At 62.2% G+C, this 19,958-nt stretch carries 16 protein-coding genes and 1 pseudogene; 6 read left to right on the forward strand and 11 right to left on the reverse strand.

Annotated features, from left to right (window positions below; genetic code table 11):
* Positions 1–324: 324 nt before the first annotated feature.
* Positions 325–1,221: a formate/nitrite transporter family protein gene (locus QQL85_RS14615; RefSeq protein ID WP_284354246.1), complete on the forward strand. Its 897-nt coding sequence runs from the start codon at positions 325–327 to the stop codon at positions 1,219–1,221.
* Between the two features lie 3 nt (positions 1,222–1,224).
* Here QQL85_RS14615 and QQL85_RS14620 read toward each other — a convergent pair whose 3' ends face one another.
* A complete protein-coding gene (locus QQL85_RS14620) occupies positions 1,225–2,316 on the reverse strand; it encodes an MBL fold metallo-hydrolase (protein WP_284354247.1) in 1,092 nt (363 codons plus the stop codon).
* Positions 2,317–2,446: 130 nt separating this feature from the next.
* Between QQL85_RS14620 and QQL85_RS14625 the strand changes: the two genes are divergently transcribed.
* On the forward strand, positions 2,447–3,520 hold the full coding sequence (locus QQL85_RS14625) for a diguanylate cyclase (protein WP_284354512.1): 1,074 nt from the start codon (positions 2,447–2,449) through the stop codon (positions 3,518–3,520).
* Between the two features lie 51 nt (positions 3,521–3,571).
* Positions 3,572–6,157: pseudogene (locus QQL85_RS14630) on the forward strand (bifunctional diguanylate cyclase/phosphodiesterase).
* Positions 6,158–6,280: 123 nt separating this feature from the next.
* Here QQL85_RS14630 and QQL85_RS14635 read toward each other — a convergent pair.
* From QQL85_RS14635 to QQL85_RS14670, 8 genes are all read right to left on the reverse strand, one after another.
* The gene (locus QQL85_RS14635) at positions 6,281–6,610 is read right to left on the reverse strand and encodes a DUF2025 family protein (RefSeq protein WP_284354248.1); all 330 of its coding nucleotides are present in this window, start codon (positions 6,608–6,610) and stop codon (positions 6,281–6,283) included.
* 150 nt (positions 6,611–6,760) lie between these two features.
* The gene (locus QQL85_RS14640) at positions 6,761–7,630 is read right to left on the reverse strand and encodes an efflux RND transporter periplasmic adaptor subunit (RefSeq protein WP_284354249.1); all 870 of its coding nucleotides are present in this window, start codon (positions 7,628–7,630) and stop codon (positions 6,761–6,763) included.
* A 12-nt stretch (positions 7,631–7,642) separates the two neighbouring features.
* Positions 7,643–7,849, reverse strand: a complete 207-nt coding sequence (locus QQL85_RS14645) for a DUF1656 domain-containing protein (RefSeq protein ID WP_284354250.1) — start codon at positions 7,847–7,849, stop codon at positions 7,643–7,645.
* Positions 7,836–9,824, reverse strand: a complete 1,989-nt coding sequence (locus QQL85_RS14650; RefSeq protein WP_284354251.1) for an FUSC family protein — start codon at positions 9,822–9,824, stop codon at positions 7,836–7,838. Before QQL85_RS14650 ends, QQL85_RS14645 begins: the two co-directional genes overlap by 14 nt.
* A gap of 184 nt (positions 9,825–10,008) precedes the next feature.
* Positions 10,009–10,125, reverse strand: a complete 117-nt coding sequence (gene ccoM / locus QQL85_RS14655; RefSeq protein WP_003254862.1) for a cytochrome c oxidase subunit CcoM — start codon at positions 10,123–10,125, stop codon at positions 10,009–10,011.
* A 135-nt stretch (positions 10,126–10,260) separates the two neighbouring features.
* The gene (locus QQL85_RS14660) at positions 10,261–10,422 is read right to left on the reverse strand and encodes a hypothetical protein (RefSeq protein WP_003254864.1); all 162 of its coding nucleotides are present in this window, start codon (positions 10,420–10,422) and stop codon (positions 10,261–10,263) included.
* 67 nt (positions 10,423–10,489) lie between these two features.
* Entirely contained in the window at positions 10,490–10,819 is a 330-nt protein-coding gene (locus QQL85_RS14665; RefSeq protein WP_284354252.1) for an aspartate-semialdehyde dehydrogenase, read from the reverse strand.
* A 63-nt stretch (positions 10,820–10,882) separates the two neighbouring features.
* The gene (locus tag QQL85_RS14670; RefSeq protein WP_284354253.1) at positions 10,883–11,578 is read right to left on the reverse strand and encodes a M949_RS01915 family surface polysaccharide biosynthesis protein; all 696 of its coding nucleotides are present in this window, start codon (positions 11,576–11,578) and stop codon (positions 10,883–10,885) included.
* 162 nt (positions 11,579–11,740) lie between these two features.
* Here QQL85_RS14670 and rapA point away from each other — a divergent pair, with 162 nt between their 5' ends.
* Positions 11,741–14,587, forward strand: coding sequence for an RNA polymerase-associated protein RapA (rapA, locus tag QQL85_RS14675; protein WP_284354254.1), 2,847 nt, complete (start codon positions 11,741–11,743; stop codon positions 14,585–14,587).
* Positions 14,588–14,816: 229 nt separating this feature from the next.
* Positions 14,817–17,081 carry a putative bifunctional diguanylate cyclase/phosphodiesterase gene (locus QQL85_RS14680; protein WP_284354255.1) on the forward strand — a complete coding sequence of 755 codons (2,265 nt, stop codon included), beginning with the start codon at positions 14,817–14,819 and terminating at the stop codon, positions 17,079–17,081.
* Here QQL85_RS14680 and QQL85_RS14685 read toward each other — a convergent pair.
* Complete coding sequence (locus QQL85_RS14685) at positions 16,981–17,868, reverse strand: NAD(P)-dependent oxidoreductase (protein WP_284354256.1); 888 nt, start codon at positions 17,866–17,868, stop codon at positions 16,981–16,983. The genes QQL85_RS14680 and QQL85_RS14685 overlap by 101 nt on opposite strands.
* Before the next feature lie 169 nt (positions 17,869–18,037).
* Complete coding sequence (locus tag QQL85_RS14690) at positions 18,038–18,349, reverse strand: DUF2288 domain-containing protein (RefSeq protein ID WP_284354257.1); 312 nt, start codon at positions 18,347–18,349, stop codon at positions 18,038–18,040.
* 359 nt (positions 18,350–18,708) lie between these two features.
* Here QQL85_RS14690 and QQL85_RS14695 point away from each other — a divergent pair, with 359 nt between their 5' ends.
* Entirely contained in the window at positions 18,709–19,824 is a 1,116-nt protein-coding gene (locus QQL85_RS14695) for a branched-chain amino acid ABC transporter substrate-binding protein (protein WP_274080777.1), read from the forward strand.
* The last annotated feature ends 134 nt before the right edge of the window (positions 19,825–19,958 follow it).

Below are 19,958 nucleotides of genomic sequence, written 5' to 3' on the forward strand. Positions count from 1 at the left end.
GAATTGCTTGATTCAATTTGTTAAAGAGCGTTTGGTTAAGAGCTTTTCGTCTCAACCGAGGCGCGCATTCTACGCTTCCCTCATTTGCTGTCAAGCGTTTATTTGAAGTTTTTTACAACCGCTTTCTTTCGAAAGCCAACAACTTCAAACACTTACCGCCTGCCCCGAAGCGTTTGTCGCTGCGAGGAGGCGAATAATACGCGCTTTGAAATTAGAGTCAACACCTTGATCTAAAAAACTTTCCGAATGTGTTTCGCCGCCAGCTGGCAACTAATGAAAGCGCCGCGGATCTGTAATGAAACACCCCCACGGAGCGTAGCGGCCATGAGCGATGGGCAAAGCGAGAAGACCCCGGGCCTTTCTGCAGATGAAGAGCAGGAAGCCAGCCACAACCAGCCGCCGCGGGCGGCAGTGCTGCACGAGATCATTCGTTCCCAGGGCGACCAGGAACTGGAGCGTACGCTCGCCGCGCTGTGGTGGTCGGCACTGGCCGCCGGCTTGTCCATGGGGCTGTCGCTGATGGCCATGGGGCTGTTCTACGCCCGCCTACCGGAAGGTGACGGTGCCCAAGTGATCGCCAGTATCGGCTACAGCGCCGGCTTCCTCGCCGTGATCCTTGCTCGCCAGCAACTGTTTACCGAGAACACCCTCACCGCCGTGTTACCCGTGATGACCTCCCCCACCCTTGCCAACTTCGGCCGCCTGCTGCGCCTCTGGGGCGTGGTACTGCTCGGCAACCTGGCCGGCACCTTGCTGGTGGCCTGGGTCATGCTGGAGCTGCCGATCTTCGACAGCAAGACGGACGTGGCCTTTCTGGAGGTCGGCCGCAAGGTCATGAAGAACGACGTGAGCCAGATGTTCGCCAAGGGCATCGTGTCGGGCTGGATGATTGCCACCATGGTCTGGATGATTCCTTCCATGGAGCACGCCAAGATCTGGATCATCCTGATGGTCACCTACCTGATGGCCCTTGGCGACTTCACCCATATAGTAGTGGGTTCGGTCGAGGTGTCTTATCTGGTGTGGGCGGGTGAAGAAACCTGGCGCGGTTTCTGGCTGGAGTTCGCCTTGCCGACCCTGGCAGGCAACATTATTGGTGGCAGTTTCATCTTCGCCCTGATCAGCCATGCTCAGGTGCGCAGTGACAGCGGCAAGCCGCCCTCACAACGCTTGAAAGACGATCAAGCCCGGCCACCACGCGGCAGGGACGACAAGAACTGAAGCTTAGCGTGCCGCCATCGTGCGCGCTTTCGCCTGCCCCTTCTGACGCACAGGCCGCGGTTGCCACCAGTTCTGCCCCGCATGCGGTGAGACAAGGCTGACCCGTTCGCCCATCTGCGGCGTGCTCAGGCGCACCTGAGCCTGGTTGGCCAGTGTCAGTATGCGTTCGAAGGGCTCCTGCCAGCCATGGGTAGACAGGTCGAAGGTGCCGTTGTGGATCGGCAGCATCCAGCGCCCGCGCAAATCCATGTGGGCCTGCAAGCTTTGCTCCGGCTGCATGTGTACGTTGGGCCAGGCGACGTTGTAGGCGCCGGTTTCGATCAAGGTCAGGTCGAACGGCCCGAAACGCTCGCCTATCTGCTTGAAGCCGTCGAAGTACCCGGTATCACCACTGAAGAACACCCGCACATCGTCGTTGACGATCACCCAGGACGCCCACAGCGTCCGATTGCTGTCCAGCAGCCCGCGCCCAGAAAAGTGCTGTGCCGGGGTGGCGACAAAGCGCACGCCCTCCACCTCGCTTTCCTGCCACCAGTCCAGTTGTCGCACCTTCGCCGGTGCCACACCCCAGCTCATCAGCAGGTCGCCCACGCCCAGTGGGGCCAGGAACACCTCAGTATGTGGCGCCAACTGGCGAATCGCCTGCTCGTCGAGGTGGTCGAAGTGATCGTGCGACAGCACTACCGCAGCCAGCGGCGGCAACTGGTCCAGCGCTAGCGGCGGCGCATGGAAGCGCAACGGGCCTGCCCACTGCACCGGCGAGGCGCGCTCGGCGAACACCGGGTCGGTAATAAAGAAGCGCCCACGCAGCTTGAGCAATACTGTGGAATGGCCCAGGCGCCACACGCTTTGATCGGGGGCGTCGAGTACCTGCTCACGGGTCATGGGCTGGAGGCTGATCGGCATGGCAGGCCGGGTTTGCGGTGGTTTGCGCAGGAACAGGTACTTGAGACCGATGCGCAGCTTTTTCAGCACACCATCCTGCGGCAGCGACGCCTGATTGTGGAAACGCCCATCTCGCTGAGGTGCCGACTCGCCGGCGGCATTGGCCAAAGCAACCATCAGCAACACTCCGAGCAACAGGAAAGCCTTCATGTTACCCCACAGTGACCGGATCAACCGTGAATTGGCTTGTAAGGTCATTTTTCGCCGATGAAACACTGTTCAACAATATTCATGCGCGTTATGCGATAAACGGTACCCCGGCAGAAGAACGATGAACATGATGGACAACCGCAGCGGCAAAGGCCTTTCATTCGTCAAACGCATCTACCTGCCGCGCGTCATCGGCCTGGGCATAGGGCTGTTCAGTGTCATGGCAGCCATTGCACCGCTGTCGCCACCTGTCTGGGCATGGCTGCTGGTACTGTTCAACGGGCTACTGTGGCCGCACATGGCCTACCTGTGGGCAAGCCGCTCGGCAATGCCCTACCAGGCAGAACAGCGCAACCTGCTGCTGGACTCCCTGATGGGCGGGTTCTGGACCGCCGCCATGCACTTCAATCCGCTTCCCAGTGTGACGGTACTCTCCATGATGACCATGAACAATGTCGCTGCCGGCGGCAGGCGCATGGTCTTTCGCGGGCTACTGGCCCAGATCGCCGGTATGCTCATCGCCACCCTGCTGCTCGGCCCCGGCCTGCAGCTGACCGCCACCCCCCTGCAGGTTTACGCCTGCCTGCCAATGCTGACGCTATACCCGCTGGCCTTGGGCTGGGTGTGCTACCAGCTGGCAATAAAGCTGGCTGACCACAAGCGTCGGCTGAGCGCCCTGAGCCTGACCGACAGCCTGACCGGGCTGCTCAACCACGGTGCCTGGAAGGACCTGCTGTTACTGAAGTTCCAGGCCTGTCGGCAACAACAGGGGCACGCCGTGATTGCCCTGATCGACATCGACCATTTCAAGACCATCAACGATACCTTCGGCCATGTGGTCGGCGACTGCGTGCTGCGCCAACTGAGCGCAGAGCTGCGCCGTAATCTGCGCGAAGGCGATCAGGCGGGGCGTTACGGCGGCGACGAGTTCTGCGTCATCCTGCCGGACACCAGCGAGGCTCAGGCCTGCCAGGCCATGGAGCGCCTGCGCGAACGGGTCGCCAACTACCGCAACCCACAGCTGCCGCACCTGCGCATCAGCCTGAGCATCGGCCTCTCCGCGTTCGAGGCTGGCCTGGAATCCCCGGAACACTGGCTGGAACAGGCAGACAAGGCGCTGTATACCGCTAAGCACGCAGGGCGTGACCAAGTCAATTTTGCCCGCGGCGAGGCTGCGACGCTCAGGCTGGCCTATCCTGATTGAACTTCCTGCCTGACTGCCCGGCGGGAGGCTGCTTGAAGGAGCCGCTCGAGCATGGCCAGGACCGCCAACCTTCCACCCGCCAGCCCCACGCCGCGCTTTCAGGTGCGACGCCTCATTGCTGGCTTCAGCGCTGTTTTTGGACTGGCCTGCCTGGTCATCCTCGGTGCGCTGTTCAATATCGCAACCACCCTCGATCAACAGGAGCGTCAGCGCAGTGCCTTCCAGGCCAACCAGGCGCTGGAGCAACGGCTGCTTGCCTCGCGTCAGTTCCTGTCCAGCTACGCCGTGTGGGACGCAGCCTTTGAGCACCTGGCAGGCAAAGCCGACTGGAAATGGGCCTATGAAGAAAAAAACGTAGGGGAGTCACTGTACAGCGCCAGCGGCTATGAAGGGGTGTTCGTGGTAGAGGACACACATACCACCTACGCGTTATTCAAGGGCCAGCCCAGCCAGACAGGCGCCAATACCTATATAGACGCCCCCCTGCAGCCGATCATCGACCAGGCCCGTGCCGCTGCAATACCACGCGAACAGATCACCCGCTTTGTACTGTTCAACGGCTGGCCGGCAGTGCTCACTGCCGCCGCGGTGCGCCCGGACCGGGATGTCACCGACAATGAGGTGCGCTAGGCACCGGTAATGCTGTTTGTCGACCAGCTCACCGAGGACAAACTGGCACGGCTGGGTACTGGCGCCGGCTTGACCGGCATGCATGTGGAAAAGGGCAATGTGGGTGAACACGGCCATCTGCGCATCGAACTCGGCGACACCGGCTACCACCTGGCCTGGAACAGCCCGCTGCCGGGGCGTCAGCTGCTATGGGCCGTATTACCGCCACTCGTGAGCGCACTGCTGGTTCTCGGCCTGGTCATGCTGTACCTGTTCCGCCTTACCTTGCGCAGTTCGCGAGCAATCGGCCTCACGCTTTCGTACCTGCAACAGAGCAACAAGGCCCTAGAGGCCAGCGAGCAGCGTTTTCGCGCGGTGGCCGAGTCGGCATCGGACTGGATCTGGGAAACCGACCGGCAACAACGCCTGACGTACCTCTCGCAACGCTTTACCAACGTCACCGGCTACCCCGTGGACGACTGGCTGGGCCACCCGCTCAACCAGTTGCTGGCCTGCGATACCACACCACTCTCGTCTTGGCTGGACGCCCTGACCAGCGCCGACCCACAACAGTTGGCCAATCTTCGCTGCACCTACCGCGACCAGAATGGCCAGAATCGTTACTGCAGGATTTCGGCCCGCGCCATCTGGTATGACGACAAGCCCATCGGTTTCCGTGGCACCGCCAGCGACATTACCGACGAAGTCGACGCCCACGCGCGCATCCAGCACCTGTCGCTGCACGACCCATTGACCGGGCTGGCCAACCGCAACAAGCTCGCCAGGCACCTGGAACAGGCATTGCTACGCGGCAATGACTCGCCGCCACTGACCCTGCTGTTGCTGGACCTGGACAGTTTCAAGCCGATCAACGATTCCCTTGGCCATGCTGCTGGAGATGCCGTGCTGCAGGAAGTGGCAACACGTCTGCGCGATACCACCCGCGATGGCGATCTGGTCGCGCGCCTGGGCGGCGACGAGTTCATCCTGGTGCTTGGCGGCATGGACAACCGCAGTGAAATCGACCGTTTCTGCGCACGCCTGATCAGCCTGCTGCAGCAACCCATCCTCTTCGACAACCAGCCCCTGCACATTGGCGCCAGCATTGGTGTCGCCCAGACGCGCACCCAAGGCTTCGATGCCGGCGAGTTGATCCGCTGTGCCGACATTGCCCTGTACCAGGCCAAAGCCGATGGCAAGAACACCTGGCGCTATTTCGCTGCCGAAATGAACCAGCAGATCCAATACCGGCGTCAGCTGGAGAACGACCTGCGCCGGGCCCTGCGCAACGAGGAGTTCGAGTTGCATTACCAACCGCGTTACCGCCTCAGCGACCGGCGAATCGTCGCGGTCGAAGCCTTGCTGCGCTGGCAGCACCCGCAGGAAGGGTTGCTGGGGCCGGATACCTTCATCCCGTTGGCCGAGCAGAGCGACATCATCGTTGCCCTTGGCCGCTGGGTACTGCGCGAAGCTTGCCGCACCGCCCACGACTGGCCAGCCGACATTCTGGTTTCGGTCAACCTGTCGCCTGCACAGTTCCTGCGTAGCGACGTGGTGGCCGATGTGCGCGAGATTCTGCTGGACACCGCCTTCCCGGCCCAGCGCCTGGAGCTGGAAATTACCGAGAACGTGATGCTCAACGACATTGAGGGCGCGCTGGGCACCATGCTGTCGCTCAAGGAGCTGGGTGTGCGCCTGAACATGGACGATTTCGGCACCGGCTACTCATCGCTGGGTTATCTGCGCACATACCCGTTCGACAGCATCAAGATCGACAAACGTTTCATCAGTGGCCTGAACAGCAACGGCGGCAGCGACCGTGCGGTGGTTCAGGCCATCATCAACCTGGGCGAGGCAATGGGGTTGACGGTGACGGCCGAGGGTGTCGAAAGCGAACAGCAACTCAGCGCGCTGGAAAAGGACCGCTGCCACGAAGTGCAGGGGTATTTCATGAGTCGGCCGCTGGACAGTGTGGCGCTGGAGGCGTTGATACACCAAACATCCCAAAGCAACACACAGCGTTTGTAGGGCTTGCACCTTTTCTGTGGGAGCGGGCTTGCCCGTGAACAGCGGCGAAGCCGGTGCCATGCACCGCGTTGAATGCTTCGCCGGCACGCCCGCGCCCACAGGGGCGGTGTGAGCTTTTGAGCTTCAGCAAGGCTGCTGCAAGCTGCGCTCCGCCACGATCTCTGGCAGGTCACGACGGCGCAGGTACGCACGCAACGGTTCATCAATGTTCAAGCGGTCATCCATGTGCTGCTCCAGCAACAGCGCAAGCCGCTCGCGGCACAGCGCCATGCGCTGCCCTTTTTCGGGCCGCCAGACAAACTCGTTGCACGGGATAATGCTGTCGTCGGCCACGTCCATGCCGAACGAGTCCTCGGAAAAACGCACGATATGCACACCGCGCTTGCCATGAAAACCGACAAAGCCCTTGAGCTGGTCGGCGGCGTTGCAGATGTCCTGGGAAGTGATGGCCACGACGTAACCTCGCAATGATATCGGAAGATACGCACGCCTGGCGGGGGATGGGTCGCCTCTACCGGGCAACTCGCAAGTCGCAGCCTAACGCAGGTGCGCATGAACTCGCCATGGTTTTCAGCGCTCACCGTTCAGGGTGTAGTGTTGGGGCTACTGCCGATCCCGGTCCTCATGCACCTGCACACTGGCCGTCATCCCCGCACTCAGGGTCACGCCTTCCGGCACCTGGTCCAGGCGAATCCTTACCGGTATGCGCTGGGCCAGACGCACCCAGTTAAAGGTCGGTTCCACCTCCGGCAGTAACTGGCTGTCAGGGTTGCTGTTGCGGTCGGTAATACCGCGGCTGATGCTCTCCACATGTCCCTGCATCGGCTCACCCGCCCCCATCAGCCAGACTTTCACGGTATCCCCCACGCGAATACGTGGCAGCTTGGTTTCCTCGAAATACGCCTGGATATAGAAGGTTGAATCATCCACCAGGGCCATGACCGCTTCCCCGGTGTTCACATAGTTGCCTTCGGCCAGACGCAAGTTGGTGATATGCCCGCTGCGCGGCGCCCGTACTTCGCTGCGCGACAGGTTGATCTTGGCCACCTGCAGTTGCGCCTCGGCTTCGTGTAACTCGCCACGCGCAATGGCCGCATTGATCTGGGCATTTTCACGCAACTCGGCACTGATCGCCTCTGGCCCCAAGGCGGTACGCCGGGCTGCTTCGCGTTCGCGCAAGCGCAACTGCTGGCTGCGGGTTTCGGTCACGGCGCTGGCCTGGTCGAAAGCGGCCTGGAAACGCTCGCGGTCGATACTCATCAACAGGTCGCCCGCCTTGACCTGCTGGTTGTCATGGACCTTGAGTCCGCGTACCCAGCCGGACACGTCAGGTGCAATCACCACCACATCGGCGCGCACACGGGCATCACGCGTCCAAGGGGTAAGCATGTAGTACTGCCACAGCTGGTAGCCGGCCAACACGGCCAGAGCCACCACACACAGCGTCACCAGGGTACGTACGACCGCACGCATCAAAACACTCCTTTATAAAGCTCCCAGCAGCCTTACCACCAGGAACAACACACAGACGAACAACGCCGCGTCGAACAACGCCTCATGCCAAATCCAGCGCCCCAACGGCGTCGCCTGCACCACCAGGCGCAACAGGCCGGTGAACAGCAGCGCCAGCAACACATAAAGCAGAAACGGGCTGAGCAGCACGCCGCCCACTTCCCATTCACGCAACCCCATGGGCTTCCTCCTGCCAGCGGCACCACTTGCCCCAGCTTTTCTGCAATTGCAGCACCGCACCTTCGGCCAGCCGCAGCGGGTCGCTGGCTGGCAGCCGGCGCAGGGCGGAAATGAATTGTTCACTGGCGGCATCCAGGCGCTGCCCGCGCCCAGCGGCAGGCCCTTTGGCCAGTACCACCTCCAACTGCTGCAAGTACTCACGCTCGGCTCGCCCCAAGGGGGCCTGGGCGACCGCCAGGCACATGCGCAGGTGCACCAGTTCATCACCAATATCCAACCCATGCAGGCCGTCGTCCCAGCGCTTGCGCTCGCCTTCCGGTAATTCACTGGCATGCCGCGCCAGTTGCATCAGGCGGTCGGCCATCCGCCCGCCAAACCAGCTGTCGGCCCCACGCAGGTCACGCCGGGTCAGGCGCACCAGGTCACTTTGGGTGGCCGCGCGCAGGCGCCGGCCCAGCCAGGCCGGGTGGCGAAACACCAACAAACGAAAGGCCATGACCGCTGCAGACACACCCACCAGCATGGCCAAGGCACTGTTCAGCAGGGTCGCCACGCCAAACTGCATGGCGTTGAGCGGCGACACCAGCACAATGAAGTGCAAGCAATAGGAGGTGGCCGTGGCCCCGGTACGCGGGTGGGCCATGCCCAGCGCGCCAAGAAACAGCGGCACCCCCATGCCCAGGCAGAGCATGGCGAAGCTGCTCCATTGCGGCAGCACAATCTGACCCACCAGAAAAGCAGCAGGTATGGCCAGGAAGATCCCGCGCAAAAAACTCAAGCCAATCTGCGCGCCGTTCTCACGGCTGGCAAACAGGCTACAGACTACGCAGGTCAGCACCAGGCCACCCGGCGCCGAAGGCCAGGCCGTGGCCAACCAGAACCCGCTCATTACCAGAAAGGCCAGCGCGCTGCGCGAACCAAACAGTAAGGCCAGCGACCAGTCGCGGTGCGCAGCCAGGCCTTGGGACACATCCTTGGGCGCCCTGCCCGCTTCCACATCCTCCAGCGCCTGGCTGGCGGCCATGGCGTAATCCAGCAGCAGGGCCATGCGCGCCAGGCAGAAGTGCTCCGCCGGACTGATCTGCTCATCGTGGGCGGCATCCCAGATACGCTGGCGCAGCAGTAACAGGCCGGGCTTGTCGGGTTTGCCCAACAGTGTGCGCACTTCGTGCAACCAGGGCGCCAAGTGCTCAGCCTCCCGCTCATCCAGTTGCCGCCACTGACGGCGCACCGAACGAGAGATACGCAACAGCACCATCAGCTTCTGGCTAAGGCCACGAATGGCACGGGCACGCTGGCGCCCGCGGTTACCTTCAAACCAGGCATGTTCGCGCTGGCTGTCGATGGCAACGATGCGCCCCAGGCTTTCCAGCAGGCCTTTGCGCGCCTCGTCCTCGCCGCCCAGCATGGCACTGGCGGCCTGCAGGCCGTTCTGCCAGGCCTGCCGCGCCTGCCCGCCCAGTTGCTGCTCGACCCGCATGGGCCAGAGCAAGGCACTGCTGGCGGTGGCGCAGAAAATGCCCAGGCAGATCTCGGTGCAGCGCGCCACCGCCTGGTCGAACACCTGCAGCGGATGGTCGATGGCCGGCAAGGCGATGATGGCTGCGGTGTAGCCAGCCAGCACGAAGGCATAGGCCCAGGCGCTACGTAGCTGTGTAGAGGCGGCGGTGCACAGGGCCAGCCAAAGGGCCAGGGTGAGCAGGAACAGGCCAGGGGTCTGGGCGAACAGGCCGATGAACAGTACCGACATGACGGTACCAACCAAGGTGCCAGCCAGCCGCGCCAGGCCTTTCTGCACCACCATGCCTGACAGCGGCTGGGCAACGATGAAGGCGGTCATCAGTGCCCAGGCTGGTTGCTCCAGGCCCCAGCGCATCGCCAGCCACAACGCCAGGCCGCCACCGAGCAGGGTCTTGATGGCGAACTTGAGGGCGAGACTGCTGGGGGCAAACAGGGCCTGGAGGGTGATGGGCACGAGGCGGACCTTGCGGGGGATGGTCTTGTAGAAAAGATAGACAATGGGGAGCAGGATAAAGTGGAAATGATTAATTAGCTAGCTACGCATCTTTATCGAAGTGAGGCGAAACACAAATCCCAGGCAAAAAAAATGGGCGACCGTAGTCGCCCTAAATGCCTTGCGTGCTCGTGTACCCGGAAGGTCAGCGCGGCTTGCGCTTGTTCGAGTCCTTCCAGATGAAAATGCCCAGACCTGCAAAGAAGGCGACCATCAACCCGACTGTTACCACACCGGCGATAACCACGTTGTCGAAGAACATGCTGGCCTCCCCATTCGTTTGCCGTTGTCCGATGGATGCAAGGTAACCAATGTGGAGGCGGGGGAAATTGATCAGGATCAATGGTGCCCGGGGCCGGGCACACGAGGCGGGTGCAGGGTTGACCTGCATCAAGTTTCAACGTTTCTTTGGCTTGCCCTTGGGCTTCTTTTTCTTGCTAGTGCTCAACGGCAGGGCCTGCTCGAACGCGTTGCGCATTTCGTTCAGGCGCTTTTCCTTGAGGTCGTGGACGCGCTTGGCGCGTTCGGCATCGAAATCGATGAGGTTGTCTTGGCTCATGGGTGGGCTCGACGATCAACTGAGACTTGCATGATGAAGCCAGGCGCAGGCGCTGACCAGCCCTGCGTCAGACTTCGATGTCCACCAGCAGCCCCTGGCGCACATGCTCCCCCATCAACGGGGCCACCGGCACCGTGTTGTCGGCGTTGACCTCGTCACCCGGTACGGCACTGTAGCGTTCCTGGTCGCCCTTTTGCCGACGTTGCTGCTGGCGACGCTGCTCGTCACGCAACAACAGTGCCTGCTCCTGCGGGTCGCGCTGCTGCTTGAGGTCGATGGCACTTTCGCCGGACGTAGGCTGGGCCGGTACTACCGGCTTGATGTCGGGGGTTGGCTTGACCGGATCCTGTTGCGAGGTTACCGGGGCGGCACTGAGCGGAATGATCGGCGGCAGCATGGACGTTCTCCTATGCCCCCTGTATCGGCAGGCGCGGGTTTACCTTGATGTCATGGACAACGTTTACCCGGCGTCGTCGTCAGGCTCGTCGTCACTTGGCGGGCTGGCTTCGCTCCAGGGCCGCTTGTAAACCTGCTGCCAGACCGCATCCATATGATCGCGCAATACTTGCGGCGCGGTTTTCAGCGAGGCGCTGTCCTCGCGCTCGCCACCGACAGGTTCCTCGCCCGCTGGCGTAATCAGCGACTGGCCGGTAATGGTGTAGCTGGCCTGCCCCTCACGCATTTCGATAGCAATGTCGTGCGGGTCGATGCCACCGCCACAGAAGGCATGGCTAGCCACTGTCACCTCGGCCACGCCGTCCTTGTTCAGGTCGCTGACATCACTGACGTCAGTATAGAAATCCACATCCAGATCCAGCCCCGGGCAGGTGGTTTCCTGCTCGATCTGCCAGCGCGCCTTGAACGCATCGCTTTCGGCAGCACGCCCGTACAGCGTGGCCTTGAGCACCACCTTGTCCACTTCCTGTTCGCTTTCCGGGTCGCTGGCCTGGCCATCGCTGCGGCTCAATACCAGCAAGCCTTCGCCGTCGCGGTCACGAAAGTGCACGCTCTTGATCGGCGTCTGCACGCCCAGGACCTCAAGTTGGTCCATCGGGATGGCGGGCAAGGTCTCGAAGTTTTTCTGCTCGCAGGCGGCCAGCAGCAGCAGGCTGCCCGCGGCCATGGAAGCGCTGATCCAGCGGTGCTTGGCAGACATATGGATGCGGTGCCCTCGTCGGCTGCACAGTGCGAGGCAATGAAACGGCTAGACTGACTTACTTCCTGTTGTCGTTCGGCACCTTTCGGTGCGTTCGCACTTTGGTCTGACCGGCCGATCCGTTAACATAATCGGCTTTTTCATCGCGGGAGTTCAGGCAGTATGGCGCAGCAGTATCAACCGGGGCAACGCTGGATCAGCGACAGCGAAGCAGAGCTCGGCCTGGGTACCATCCTGGCGCAGGATGGCCGCCTGTTGACCGTGCTCTACCCGGCCACTGGCGACACCCGTCAGTATTCCCTGCGCAATGCGCCGCTGACCCGCGTGCGTTTCTCGCCAGGTGACCAGATCACCCACTTCGAGGGCTGGAAGCTGACCGTGCGCGAGGTCGAGGACATCGACGGGCTCATGGTGTACCACGGCCTGGACGGGCAGAACCAGCCGCGTACCCTGCCAGAAACCCAGCTGTCGAATTTCATCCAGTTCCGCCTGGCCAGCGACCGCCTGTTCGCCGGGCAGATCGACCCACTGTCGTGGTTCAGCCTGCGCTACAACACCTTGCAGCACACCAGCAAGCAGATGCAGTCGGCGCTGTGGGGCCTGGGCGGTTGCCGCGCGCAACCGATCGCCCACCAGTTGCACATCGCCCGCGAAGTTGCCGACCGCAGCGCCCCGCGCGTATTGCTGGCCGACGAAGTGGGCCTGGGCAAAACCATCGAGGCCGGCCTGGTGATTCACCGCCAGTTGCTGTCGGGCCGCGCAAGCCGCGTACTGATCCTGGTGCCGGAAAACCTCCAGCACCAGTGGCTGGTGGAGATGCGCCGCCGCTTCAACCTGCAGGTCGCCCTGTTCGATGCCGAACGCTTCATCGAAAGCGACGCCAGCAACCCGTTCGAGGACGCCCAGCTGGCGCTGGTTGCCCTGGAATGGCTGGTCGACGATGAAAAGGCCCAGGATGCCTTGTTTGCTGCGGGCTGGGACCTGATGGTGGTCGACGAAGCCCACCACCTGGTCTGGCACGAAGACCAGGTCAGTGCCGAATATGGCCTGGTCGAACAACTGGCCCAGGTGATCCCGGGTGTGCTGCTGCTTACCGCCACCCCCGAACAGCTTGGCCAGGACAGCCACTTCGCCCGCCTGCGCCTGCTGGACCCCAACCGTTTCCACGACCTGGCCGCCTTCCGGGCCGAGAGCGAGCATTATCGCCCGGTGGCCGAAGCCGTGCAGGAACTGCTTGATGAAGGCCGCCTGTCGTCCAAGGCTCACGCCACCATCCAGGGCTTCCTGGGTGCCGAAGGCGAAGCCCTGCTGGCCGCAGTCAGCGACGGTGACAGCCAGGCCAGCGCGCGCCTGATCCGCGAGCTGCTGGACCGCCACGGCACCGGCCGTGTGCTGTTCCGTAACACCCGCGCAGCGATCCAGGGCTTCCCCGAGCGCCAACTGCACCCCTACCCACTGGCCACACCCGAGCAATACCGCGACCTGCCAGCCGGCGAGCATGCCGAGCTGTACCCGGAAGTCGCCTTCCAGGCACAGGGTGAGGTTGCCGATGACGAACGCTGGTGGCGTTTCGACCCACGCGTCGACTGGCTGATCGATACCCTGAAGATGCTCAAGCGCACGAAAGTTTTGGTGATCTGCGCCCACGCCGAAACCGCCATGGACCTGGAAGACGCCCTGCGCGTGCGCTCGGGCATCCCGGCCTCGGTGTTCCATGAAGGCATGAGCATCCTCGAACGCGACCGCGCCGCCGCCTACTTCGCCGACGAAGAGTTCGGCGCGCAGGTGCTGATTTGTTCCGAAATCGGCAGCGAAGGCCGCAACTTCCAATTCGCCCATCACCTGGTGATGTTCGACCTGCCAGCACACCCGGACCTGCTCGAACAGCGCATCGGCCGCCTTGACCGGATCGGTCAGAAGCACACCATCCAGTTGCACATCCCGTACCTGCAGGACAGTCCGCAAGAGCGCCTGTTCCAGTGGTACCACGAAGGCCTCAACGCCTTCCTCAACACCTGCCCCACTGGCAACGCCCTGCAGCACCAGTTCGGCCCGCGCCTGCTGCCGTTGCTGGAAAGTGGCGAAAGCAAGGCCTGGGACAGCCTGGTGGCTGACGCCCGCAACGAACGCGAACGCCTGGAGGCCGAACTGCACACTGGCCGTGACCGCCTGCTGGAGCTCAACTCCGGTGGTGCCGGCGAAGGCCAGGCGCTGGTCGAGGAAATTCTTGAGCAGGACGACCAGTTCGCCCTGCCGATCTACATGGAAACCCTGTTCGACGCCTTCGGCATCGATAGCGAAGACCATTCCGAGAATGCCCTGATCCTCAAGCCGAGCGAGAAGATGCTCGACGCCAGCTTCCCGCTGGGCGACGACGAAGGCGTAACCATCACCTACGACCGTGGCCAGGCGCTTTCGCGCGAGGACATGCAATTCCTCACCTGGGAACACCCGATGGTGCAAGGCGGCATGGACCTGGTGCTGTCCGGCTCGATGGGCAACACCGCCGTGGCGCTGATCAAGAACAAGGCGCTCAAACCGGGCACCGTGCTACTCGAACTGCTGTTCGTCAGCGAAGTGGTGGCACCGCGTAGCCTGCAACTGGGCCGCTACCTGCCGCCGGCGGCACTGCGCTGCCTGCTCGACGCCAACGGCAACGACCTGGCATCGCGCGTGGCCTTCGAAACCCTCAACGACCAGCTGGAAAGCGTGCCGCGCGCAAGCGCCAACAAGTTCGTCCAGGCCCAGCGTGATGTGCTGGCCAAGCGTATCAGTGGCGGTGAGGAGAAAATCATGCCGACTCACGTCGAGCGTGTGGCCGAAGCCCAGCGCCGCCTGGCGGCGGAGGCCGACGAAGAGCTGGCCCGCCTGGTCGCACTGCAAGCGGTCAACCCGAGTGTGCGTGACAGCGAAATCGACGCGCTGCGCAAGCAGCGTGAAGATGGCCTGGCAATGCTGGAAAAAGCCGCCCTGCGCCTGGAAGCCATTCGGGTGCTGGTAGCAGGCTGATTCCATCGGTCTCGTGCAGGAGCAGCCCATCGCGACACGGGGCTGCTCCTACAGGGATCGCACAACGGGCTAGACCTATATTCCTGGCTGCGATCACACTGATAACCAAATCGTAGAAATCAATGTGCCATTAGTCAGGAAGGCTTAAATACTCCTTCCTATACTGCCTCTGGACAGTCTGCACAGGGTTGTAGCGCAGACGAGTGAAAACTCGATCAAGAGGCATTCCATGGAATGGCTGGGGCTGCAACTGTTCGCCGACTTGCCGGCAACCGGGCGTATCGTCATTGATTGCCGCCATGAACCGTTCCAGGTTCTGCTCGCTTATTTCGTTGCCTGCGCGGCCTGCTTCGCCACGCTCGACATGGCCGAGCGACAATCCCACAGCCCCGAACCTACCGCCCACCGCCAATGGAACATGCTAGGCGCTTGCTGCCTGGCAGGTGGCATCTGGGCCATGCACTTCATCAGCATGCTGGCCTTCCAGGCACCGGTGGAAGTGCACTACGACGTTTCCCTGACCATTCTTTCCCTGCTCATCGCCCTGGCCGTAGCCTGGCTGGCCATGCACAGCCTAGAACGCACACAAATGCGCACGCACCACGTTGTGCAAAGCACAGTGCTGATTGGCCTGGGCATCATCCTCATGCACTTTGTCGGCATGGCCGCGATGGAAACCGGTGCCGTCCAGCATTACCAGACCGGCCTGCTGCTGGCCTCTGCCGCCATTGCCCTGCTCACCAGCCTGGCCGCGCTGTGCCTGGCCCGATACTTGCGCAAGGGTAGCGGCACCCTGAATCAGGCCATGAAGTACTGCGCCAGCCTGCTGATAGCCGGCGGTATCGTCGCCACCCACTTCACCGCGATGTCAGCCATGACCCTGGTCATCCCCGCCGACACCGCACTGCGGCTGCCTTCTGGAGACAACAGCCTGCAACTGGCGCTGGGCATCGGTTTCATCACCCTGCTGATCAGTGGTGCCAGCATCAGTGCCGCGCTGGCCGACAAGAAGCTGCAAAGCAAGGAACACGACCTGCGCCGGGTCAGCATGCTGCTCAGCCAGCTGGACCAGGCCCGCGCTTCGCTGCAACAAGCGGCGCACTACGACGCGCTGACCAACCTGGTCAACCGCCGTGGCTTCAACCAGGTGTTCGCCGAGCGCCTGGCCGAACACCTGGCCAGTGAAAGCCGCCTGGCGGTGATGTTCCTCGACATCGACCATTTCAAGCGTATCAACGATAGCCTCGGCCATGACGCCGGTGACGAGTTGCTCAAGGTGATCGCCAACCACATCAAGGCCGCCACCCGCAGCCAGGACCTGGTCGCGCGCTTCGGGGGCGACGAGTTCTGCATCGTTACCAGCCTCAATAACCGCGACGAAGCCCGCCATCTGGCCCAGCGCATCATGCAACGGATGAAGGAGCCGATCGACCTGGGTGGCCGGCGCATGGTCATGACCACCAGCATCGGCATCAGCATCTTCCCAGACGACGGCACCTGCGCCGAAGAGCTGCTCAAGCATGCCGACCTGGCCCTGTACCAATCCAAGGACAACGGGCGCAACAGCCTCAACTTCTTCAACGACAGCCTGAAGGCCCAAGCTTCGATTGCCTTGCAACTGGAAGAGGAACTGCGCCTGGCCCTTCTCGAAGAGCACGGGCTGTGCGTGCATTACCAGCCGATCTTCGACCTGCGTAGCGGGCAGGTGGCCAAACTGGAAGCCCTGGTGCGCTGGCAGCACCCACAGCATGGCCTGCTCGGCCCCGAACGCTTTATCGGCATTGCAGAGGCCAACGGCCTGATCATCGACCTCGACCTGTGGGTGCTGCGCCACGCCTGCACCGACCTGGCCCACCTGCAACGCTACGGCTACGGCGACTTCAAGGTTACGGTCAACTGCTCGGCCGTGACCCTCAGCCACGACGAGCTACCCAACGAAGTGGAAAAGGCGCTGTTCCACGCCGGGCTCGCCCCCCGCCAACTGGAACTGGAGGTGACCGAGAACGCCCTCATGGGTGATATCCAGCGCACGGTCAACCTGCTCAAGCGCGTTCGCGCCCTGGGCGTGGCGCTGTCGATCGATGATTTCGGCACCGGCTACTCGTCTCTGGCCTACCTCAAGCGCCTGCCGCTGGATGTACTGAAGATCGACCGCACGTTCTTGCAGGATGTACCGGGTAGCCAGAAGGATCGCGAAATCGTCCAGGCGATCATCATCATGGCGCATACGCTGCACTTGCAGGTGGTCAGTGAGGGTGTAGAGACCGCGGAACAGCAGGCGTTCCTGGACGCCCACGGCTGCGACTACCTGCAGGGATACCTGCTGGGTCGCCCGGCACCACTGGCCGAGCTGCGACCGCTACTGGAGCGGCTGCAGCGTCAGAACGGCGTACTCAACCCTTGTTACGGTAAAGCTCAACCAGTGTCGCCGGATCTTTTTGCAGGTAACCCTGGCTACCGTGCAGGCGCATCAATTGCGCGGCGAGGCCACTGAGCGGCGTCGCCGACCCCTGCTCGCGGGAGAACTTGACCGCACCATCAAGGTCCTTGAGTAGCGTGCGCACATGCCACTTGATCGGCTCAAAGCGGCTTTCGGCCATTTGTGGTGCCAGAATCTGCAGCGGTTTGGAATCGGCAAAGCCACCCGCCAGCGCTTCGGCGATCAGCGCCGCGTCCACACCGGACTGCTCGGCCAACGCCACCACTTCGGCAATCACCAGGGCATTGCAAGCCACGATCATCTGGTTGCAGGCCTTGGTCACCTGGCCCGCGCCCACCGCCCCCATATGCGTCACCCGCTGGCCAAGCACCTGCAGCACCGGCCGGGCACGCTCAAGGTCGACCGCCTCGCCACCGACCATGATCGCCAGAGTACCGGCTTCGGCACCCGGCGTGCCGCCGGACACCGGGGCATCCAGCCAGGCCATGCCGCACAGTACCGCGAGCTCGGCGGCCATTTCACGCGTGGCCGTGGGTTCCAGGCTGGAGAAATCGATCAGCAACTGACCACTGCGCCCACCCTGGGCAATGCCGTGTTCGCCGAACACTACCTCGCGCACCACGGCCGTGTCGGCCAGGCACAGCAGCACCATGTCGCTGCCCTGGCACAGTTCGGCGGGGCTGTTGGCCAGGCGCGCATCGGCGGCAACCAGTGCGGCGCACTTGTCCGGGCTGCGGTTCCACACGGTCAGCGGGTACCCCGCCGCCAGCAGGCGTCGGCACATGGGCAGGCCCATCAGGCCGATGCCAGCGAATCCAAGCGAAGGTAGTGCAGTGCTCATCAATGACTCCCGACTGTTCGAATTGTTTTACAGGTTGGCAGAGGGATAGACACATTACGCATCGCGTAAACTGTTACCGCCACGCCGAATTGTTACTTACCTCTACCCGCCTTGAGCGCCTTCAAGCACCAAAACGGGGCTTCTGCGCATTTTCGCGCACTAAAAAAGATCACGCCTCTGGTGCTTGCTTCACCTGAATCACGATGAACGGCGAAACGACCACCGCCCAGATCTCTGGATCGCGGCTTTGCAGGTCCAGCGCCTGCTCGGCCGACACAGGCCCAACAGTGCCATCACTACGCCACTTGGCGAAGATCTCGCCGCGATTCTCGGCCATCGCCTCGGCAACGGTGATCAGGTCCAGGCTGGGGTCGACCCAAATCAGGTCACCCTTGGCCCAGAAACGCTCCAACGCTTTCCACTCGATGATTGCCGTCTCGCCAAGCAATTTGGCATAGAGGGTGCTTGTTTGATCAGTCATGGGTGGTATCCGCAAAAATCGGCCAATAAAAAAGGCCGGCATTTTTGCAGAAAAACCCGGTTTCAAATATGTAATTTGGTCGATTGGCCCCGAAGTTATGGGGTGGGGTCACAGATACAGGCAGTTTGATGGCGCCTTTTTGTATCTTTCTGTCGATCAAGCGACAACCCAGGAAACAGGCACTTTTCGACCGCTTTTCAAGCGCTCGAACAGCGCTCTACACTGTACCGGTACAGTTCCGGGACATGTTCCGGGGGAAGGTGGGCTTGCGCGTTGGCATGGCCACGCCGCAAATCCCGCCCGGTCTGTAGCCCTGGCCGCCAGGACTATAAGAATTACAACAGAATGAGTGGAGCACTATGATCAAGATTTCCAAGCTGTTCGCCGCAATGGTACTGGCCGGGGTAGCCAGCCATTCGTTTGCCGCCGATACCATCAAGATCGGGATTGCTGGCCCTAAAACCGGCCCTGTGACCCAGTACGGCGACATGCAGTTCATCGGCGCCAAGCAAGCCATCAAGGATATCAACGCCGCGGGCGGCGTCGATGGCAAGATGCTCGAAGCCAAGGAATACGATGACGCCTGCGACCCTAAACAGGCCGTGGCAGTCGCCAACAAAGTGGTCAACGACGGCGTCAAGTTCGTCATCGGCCACCTGTGCTCCAGCTCCACCCAGCCTGCGTCCGACATCTACGAAGACGAAGGCGTGATCATGATCACCCCGGCCGCCACCTCGCCGGAAATCACCGCCCGTGGCTACAAGCTGATCTTCCGCACCATCGGCCTGGACAGCGCCCAGGGCCCGGCTGCCGGCAACTACATCGCCGACCACGTCAAGCCGAAAGTGGTTGCAGTACTGCACGACAAGCAGCAGTACGGTGAAGGCATCGCCACCGCGGTCAAGCAGACCCTCGAAGGCAAAGGCACCAAGGTTGCCGTGTTCGAAGGCCTGAACGCCGGTGACAAGGACTTCTCCTCGATCATCCAGAAGCTCAAGCAGAACAACGTCGACTTCGTCTACTACGGCGGCTACCACCCAGAGCTGGGCCTGATCCTGCGCCAGGCTCAGGAAAAAGGCCTGAAAGCCAAGTTCATGGGCCCAGAGGGCGTGGGTAACGACTCGATCTCGCAGATCGCCCAGAACGCCTCCGAAGGCCTGCTGGTCACCCTGCCGAAGTCGTTCGATGCCGACCCGGAGAACAAGAAGATCGTCGACGCCATCAAGGCTGACGGCAAGGACCCTAGCGGCCCGTTCGTGTTCCCTGCCTACTCGGCTGTCGAGCTGATCGCCCAAGGCATCAAGGCCGCCAAGTCCGAAGACACCGACAAGGTGGCAGCCGCCATCCACGCCGGCTCCTTCAAGACCCCGACCGGCACCCTGTCGTACGACGAGAAGGGCGACCTGAAAGACTTCAAGTTCGTGGTCTACGAATGGCACTTCGGCAAGCCGAAGACCGAAGTCTCCCCTCAGTAACTGCGTGACTAATAGCTGACCGTAGAAGCCCACTGTGCGAGCAGTGGGCTTTGTTTTACGAGGTTCATGGGCCCGATCCCCGCGATCCGGGGGCAGGCTCACCTGAAAATCTTAAAACCGTCACCCGCGGTTTC

The organism is Pseudomonas putida (assembly GCF_030159595.1).
GTDB lineage: Bacteria > Pseudomonadota > Gammaproteobacteria > Pseudomonadales > Pseudomonadaceae > Aquipseudomonas > Aquipseudomonas putida_AC.

Coding starts and splice junctions, on each gene's coding strand:
- QQL85_RS14685 (WP_284354256.1), bottom strand. CDS start 17,868: ATGAGCACTGCACTACCTTCGCTTGGATTCGCTGGCATCGGCCTGATG.
- ccoM (WP_003254862.1), bottom strand. CDS start 10,125: ATGTTCTTCGACAACGTGGTTATCGCCGGTGTGGTAACAGTCGGGTTG.
- QQL85_RS14620 (WP_284354247.1), bottom strand. CDS start 2,316: ATGAAGGCTTTCCTGTTGCTCGGAGTGTTGCTGATGGTTGCTTTGGCC.
- QQL85_RS14660 (WP_003254864.1), bottom strand. CDS start 10,422: ATGAGCCAAGACAACCTCATCGATTTCGATGCCGAACGCGCCAAGCGC.
- QQL85_RS14665 (WP_284354252.1), bottom strand. CDS start 10,819: ATGCTGCCGCCGATCATTCCGCTCAGTGCCGCCCCGGTAACCTCGCAA.
- QQL85_RS14645 (WP_284354250.1), bottom strand. CDS start 7,849: ATGGGGTTGCGTGAATGGGAAGTGGGCGGCGTGCTGCTCAGCCCGTTT.
- QQL85_RS14625 (WP_284354512.1), top strand. CDS start 2,447: ATGGACAACCGCAGCGGCAAAGGCCTTTCATTCGTCAAACGCATCTAC.
- QQL85_RS14680 (WP_284354255.1), top strand. CDS start 14,817: ATGGAATGGCTGGGGCTGCAACTGTTCGCCGACTTGCCGGCAACCGGG.
- QQL85_RS14695 (WP_274080777.1), top strand. CDS start 18,709: ATGATCAAGATTTCCAAGCTGTTCGCCGCAATGGTACTGGCCGGGGTA.
- QQL85_RS14640 (WP_284354249.1), bottom strand. CDS start 7,630: ATGCGTGCGGTCGTACGTACCCTGGTGACGCTGTGTGTGGTGGCTCTG.
- QQL85_RS14670 (WP_284354253.1), bottom strand. CDS start 11,578: ATGTCTGCCAAGCACCGCTGGATCAGCGCTTCCATGGCCGCGGGCAGC.
- QQL85_RS14690 (WP_284354257.1), bottom strand. CDS start 18,349: ATGACTGATCAAACAAGCACCCTCTATGCCAAATTGCTTGGCGAGACG.
- QQL85_RS14615 (WP_284354246.1), top strand. CDS start 325: ATGAGCGATGGGCAAAGCGAGAAGACCCCGGGCCTTTCTGCAGATGAA.
- rapA (WP_284354254.1), top strand. CDS start 11,741: ATGGCGCAGCAGTATCAACCGGGGCAACGCTGGATCAGCGACAGCGAA.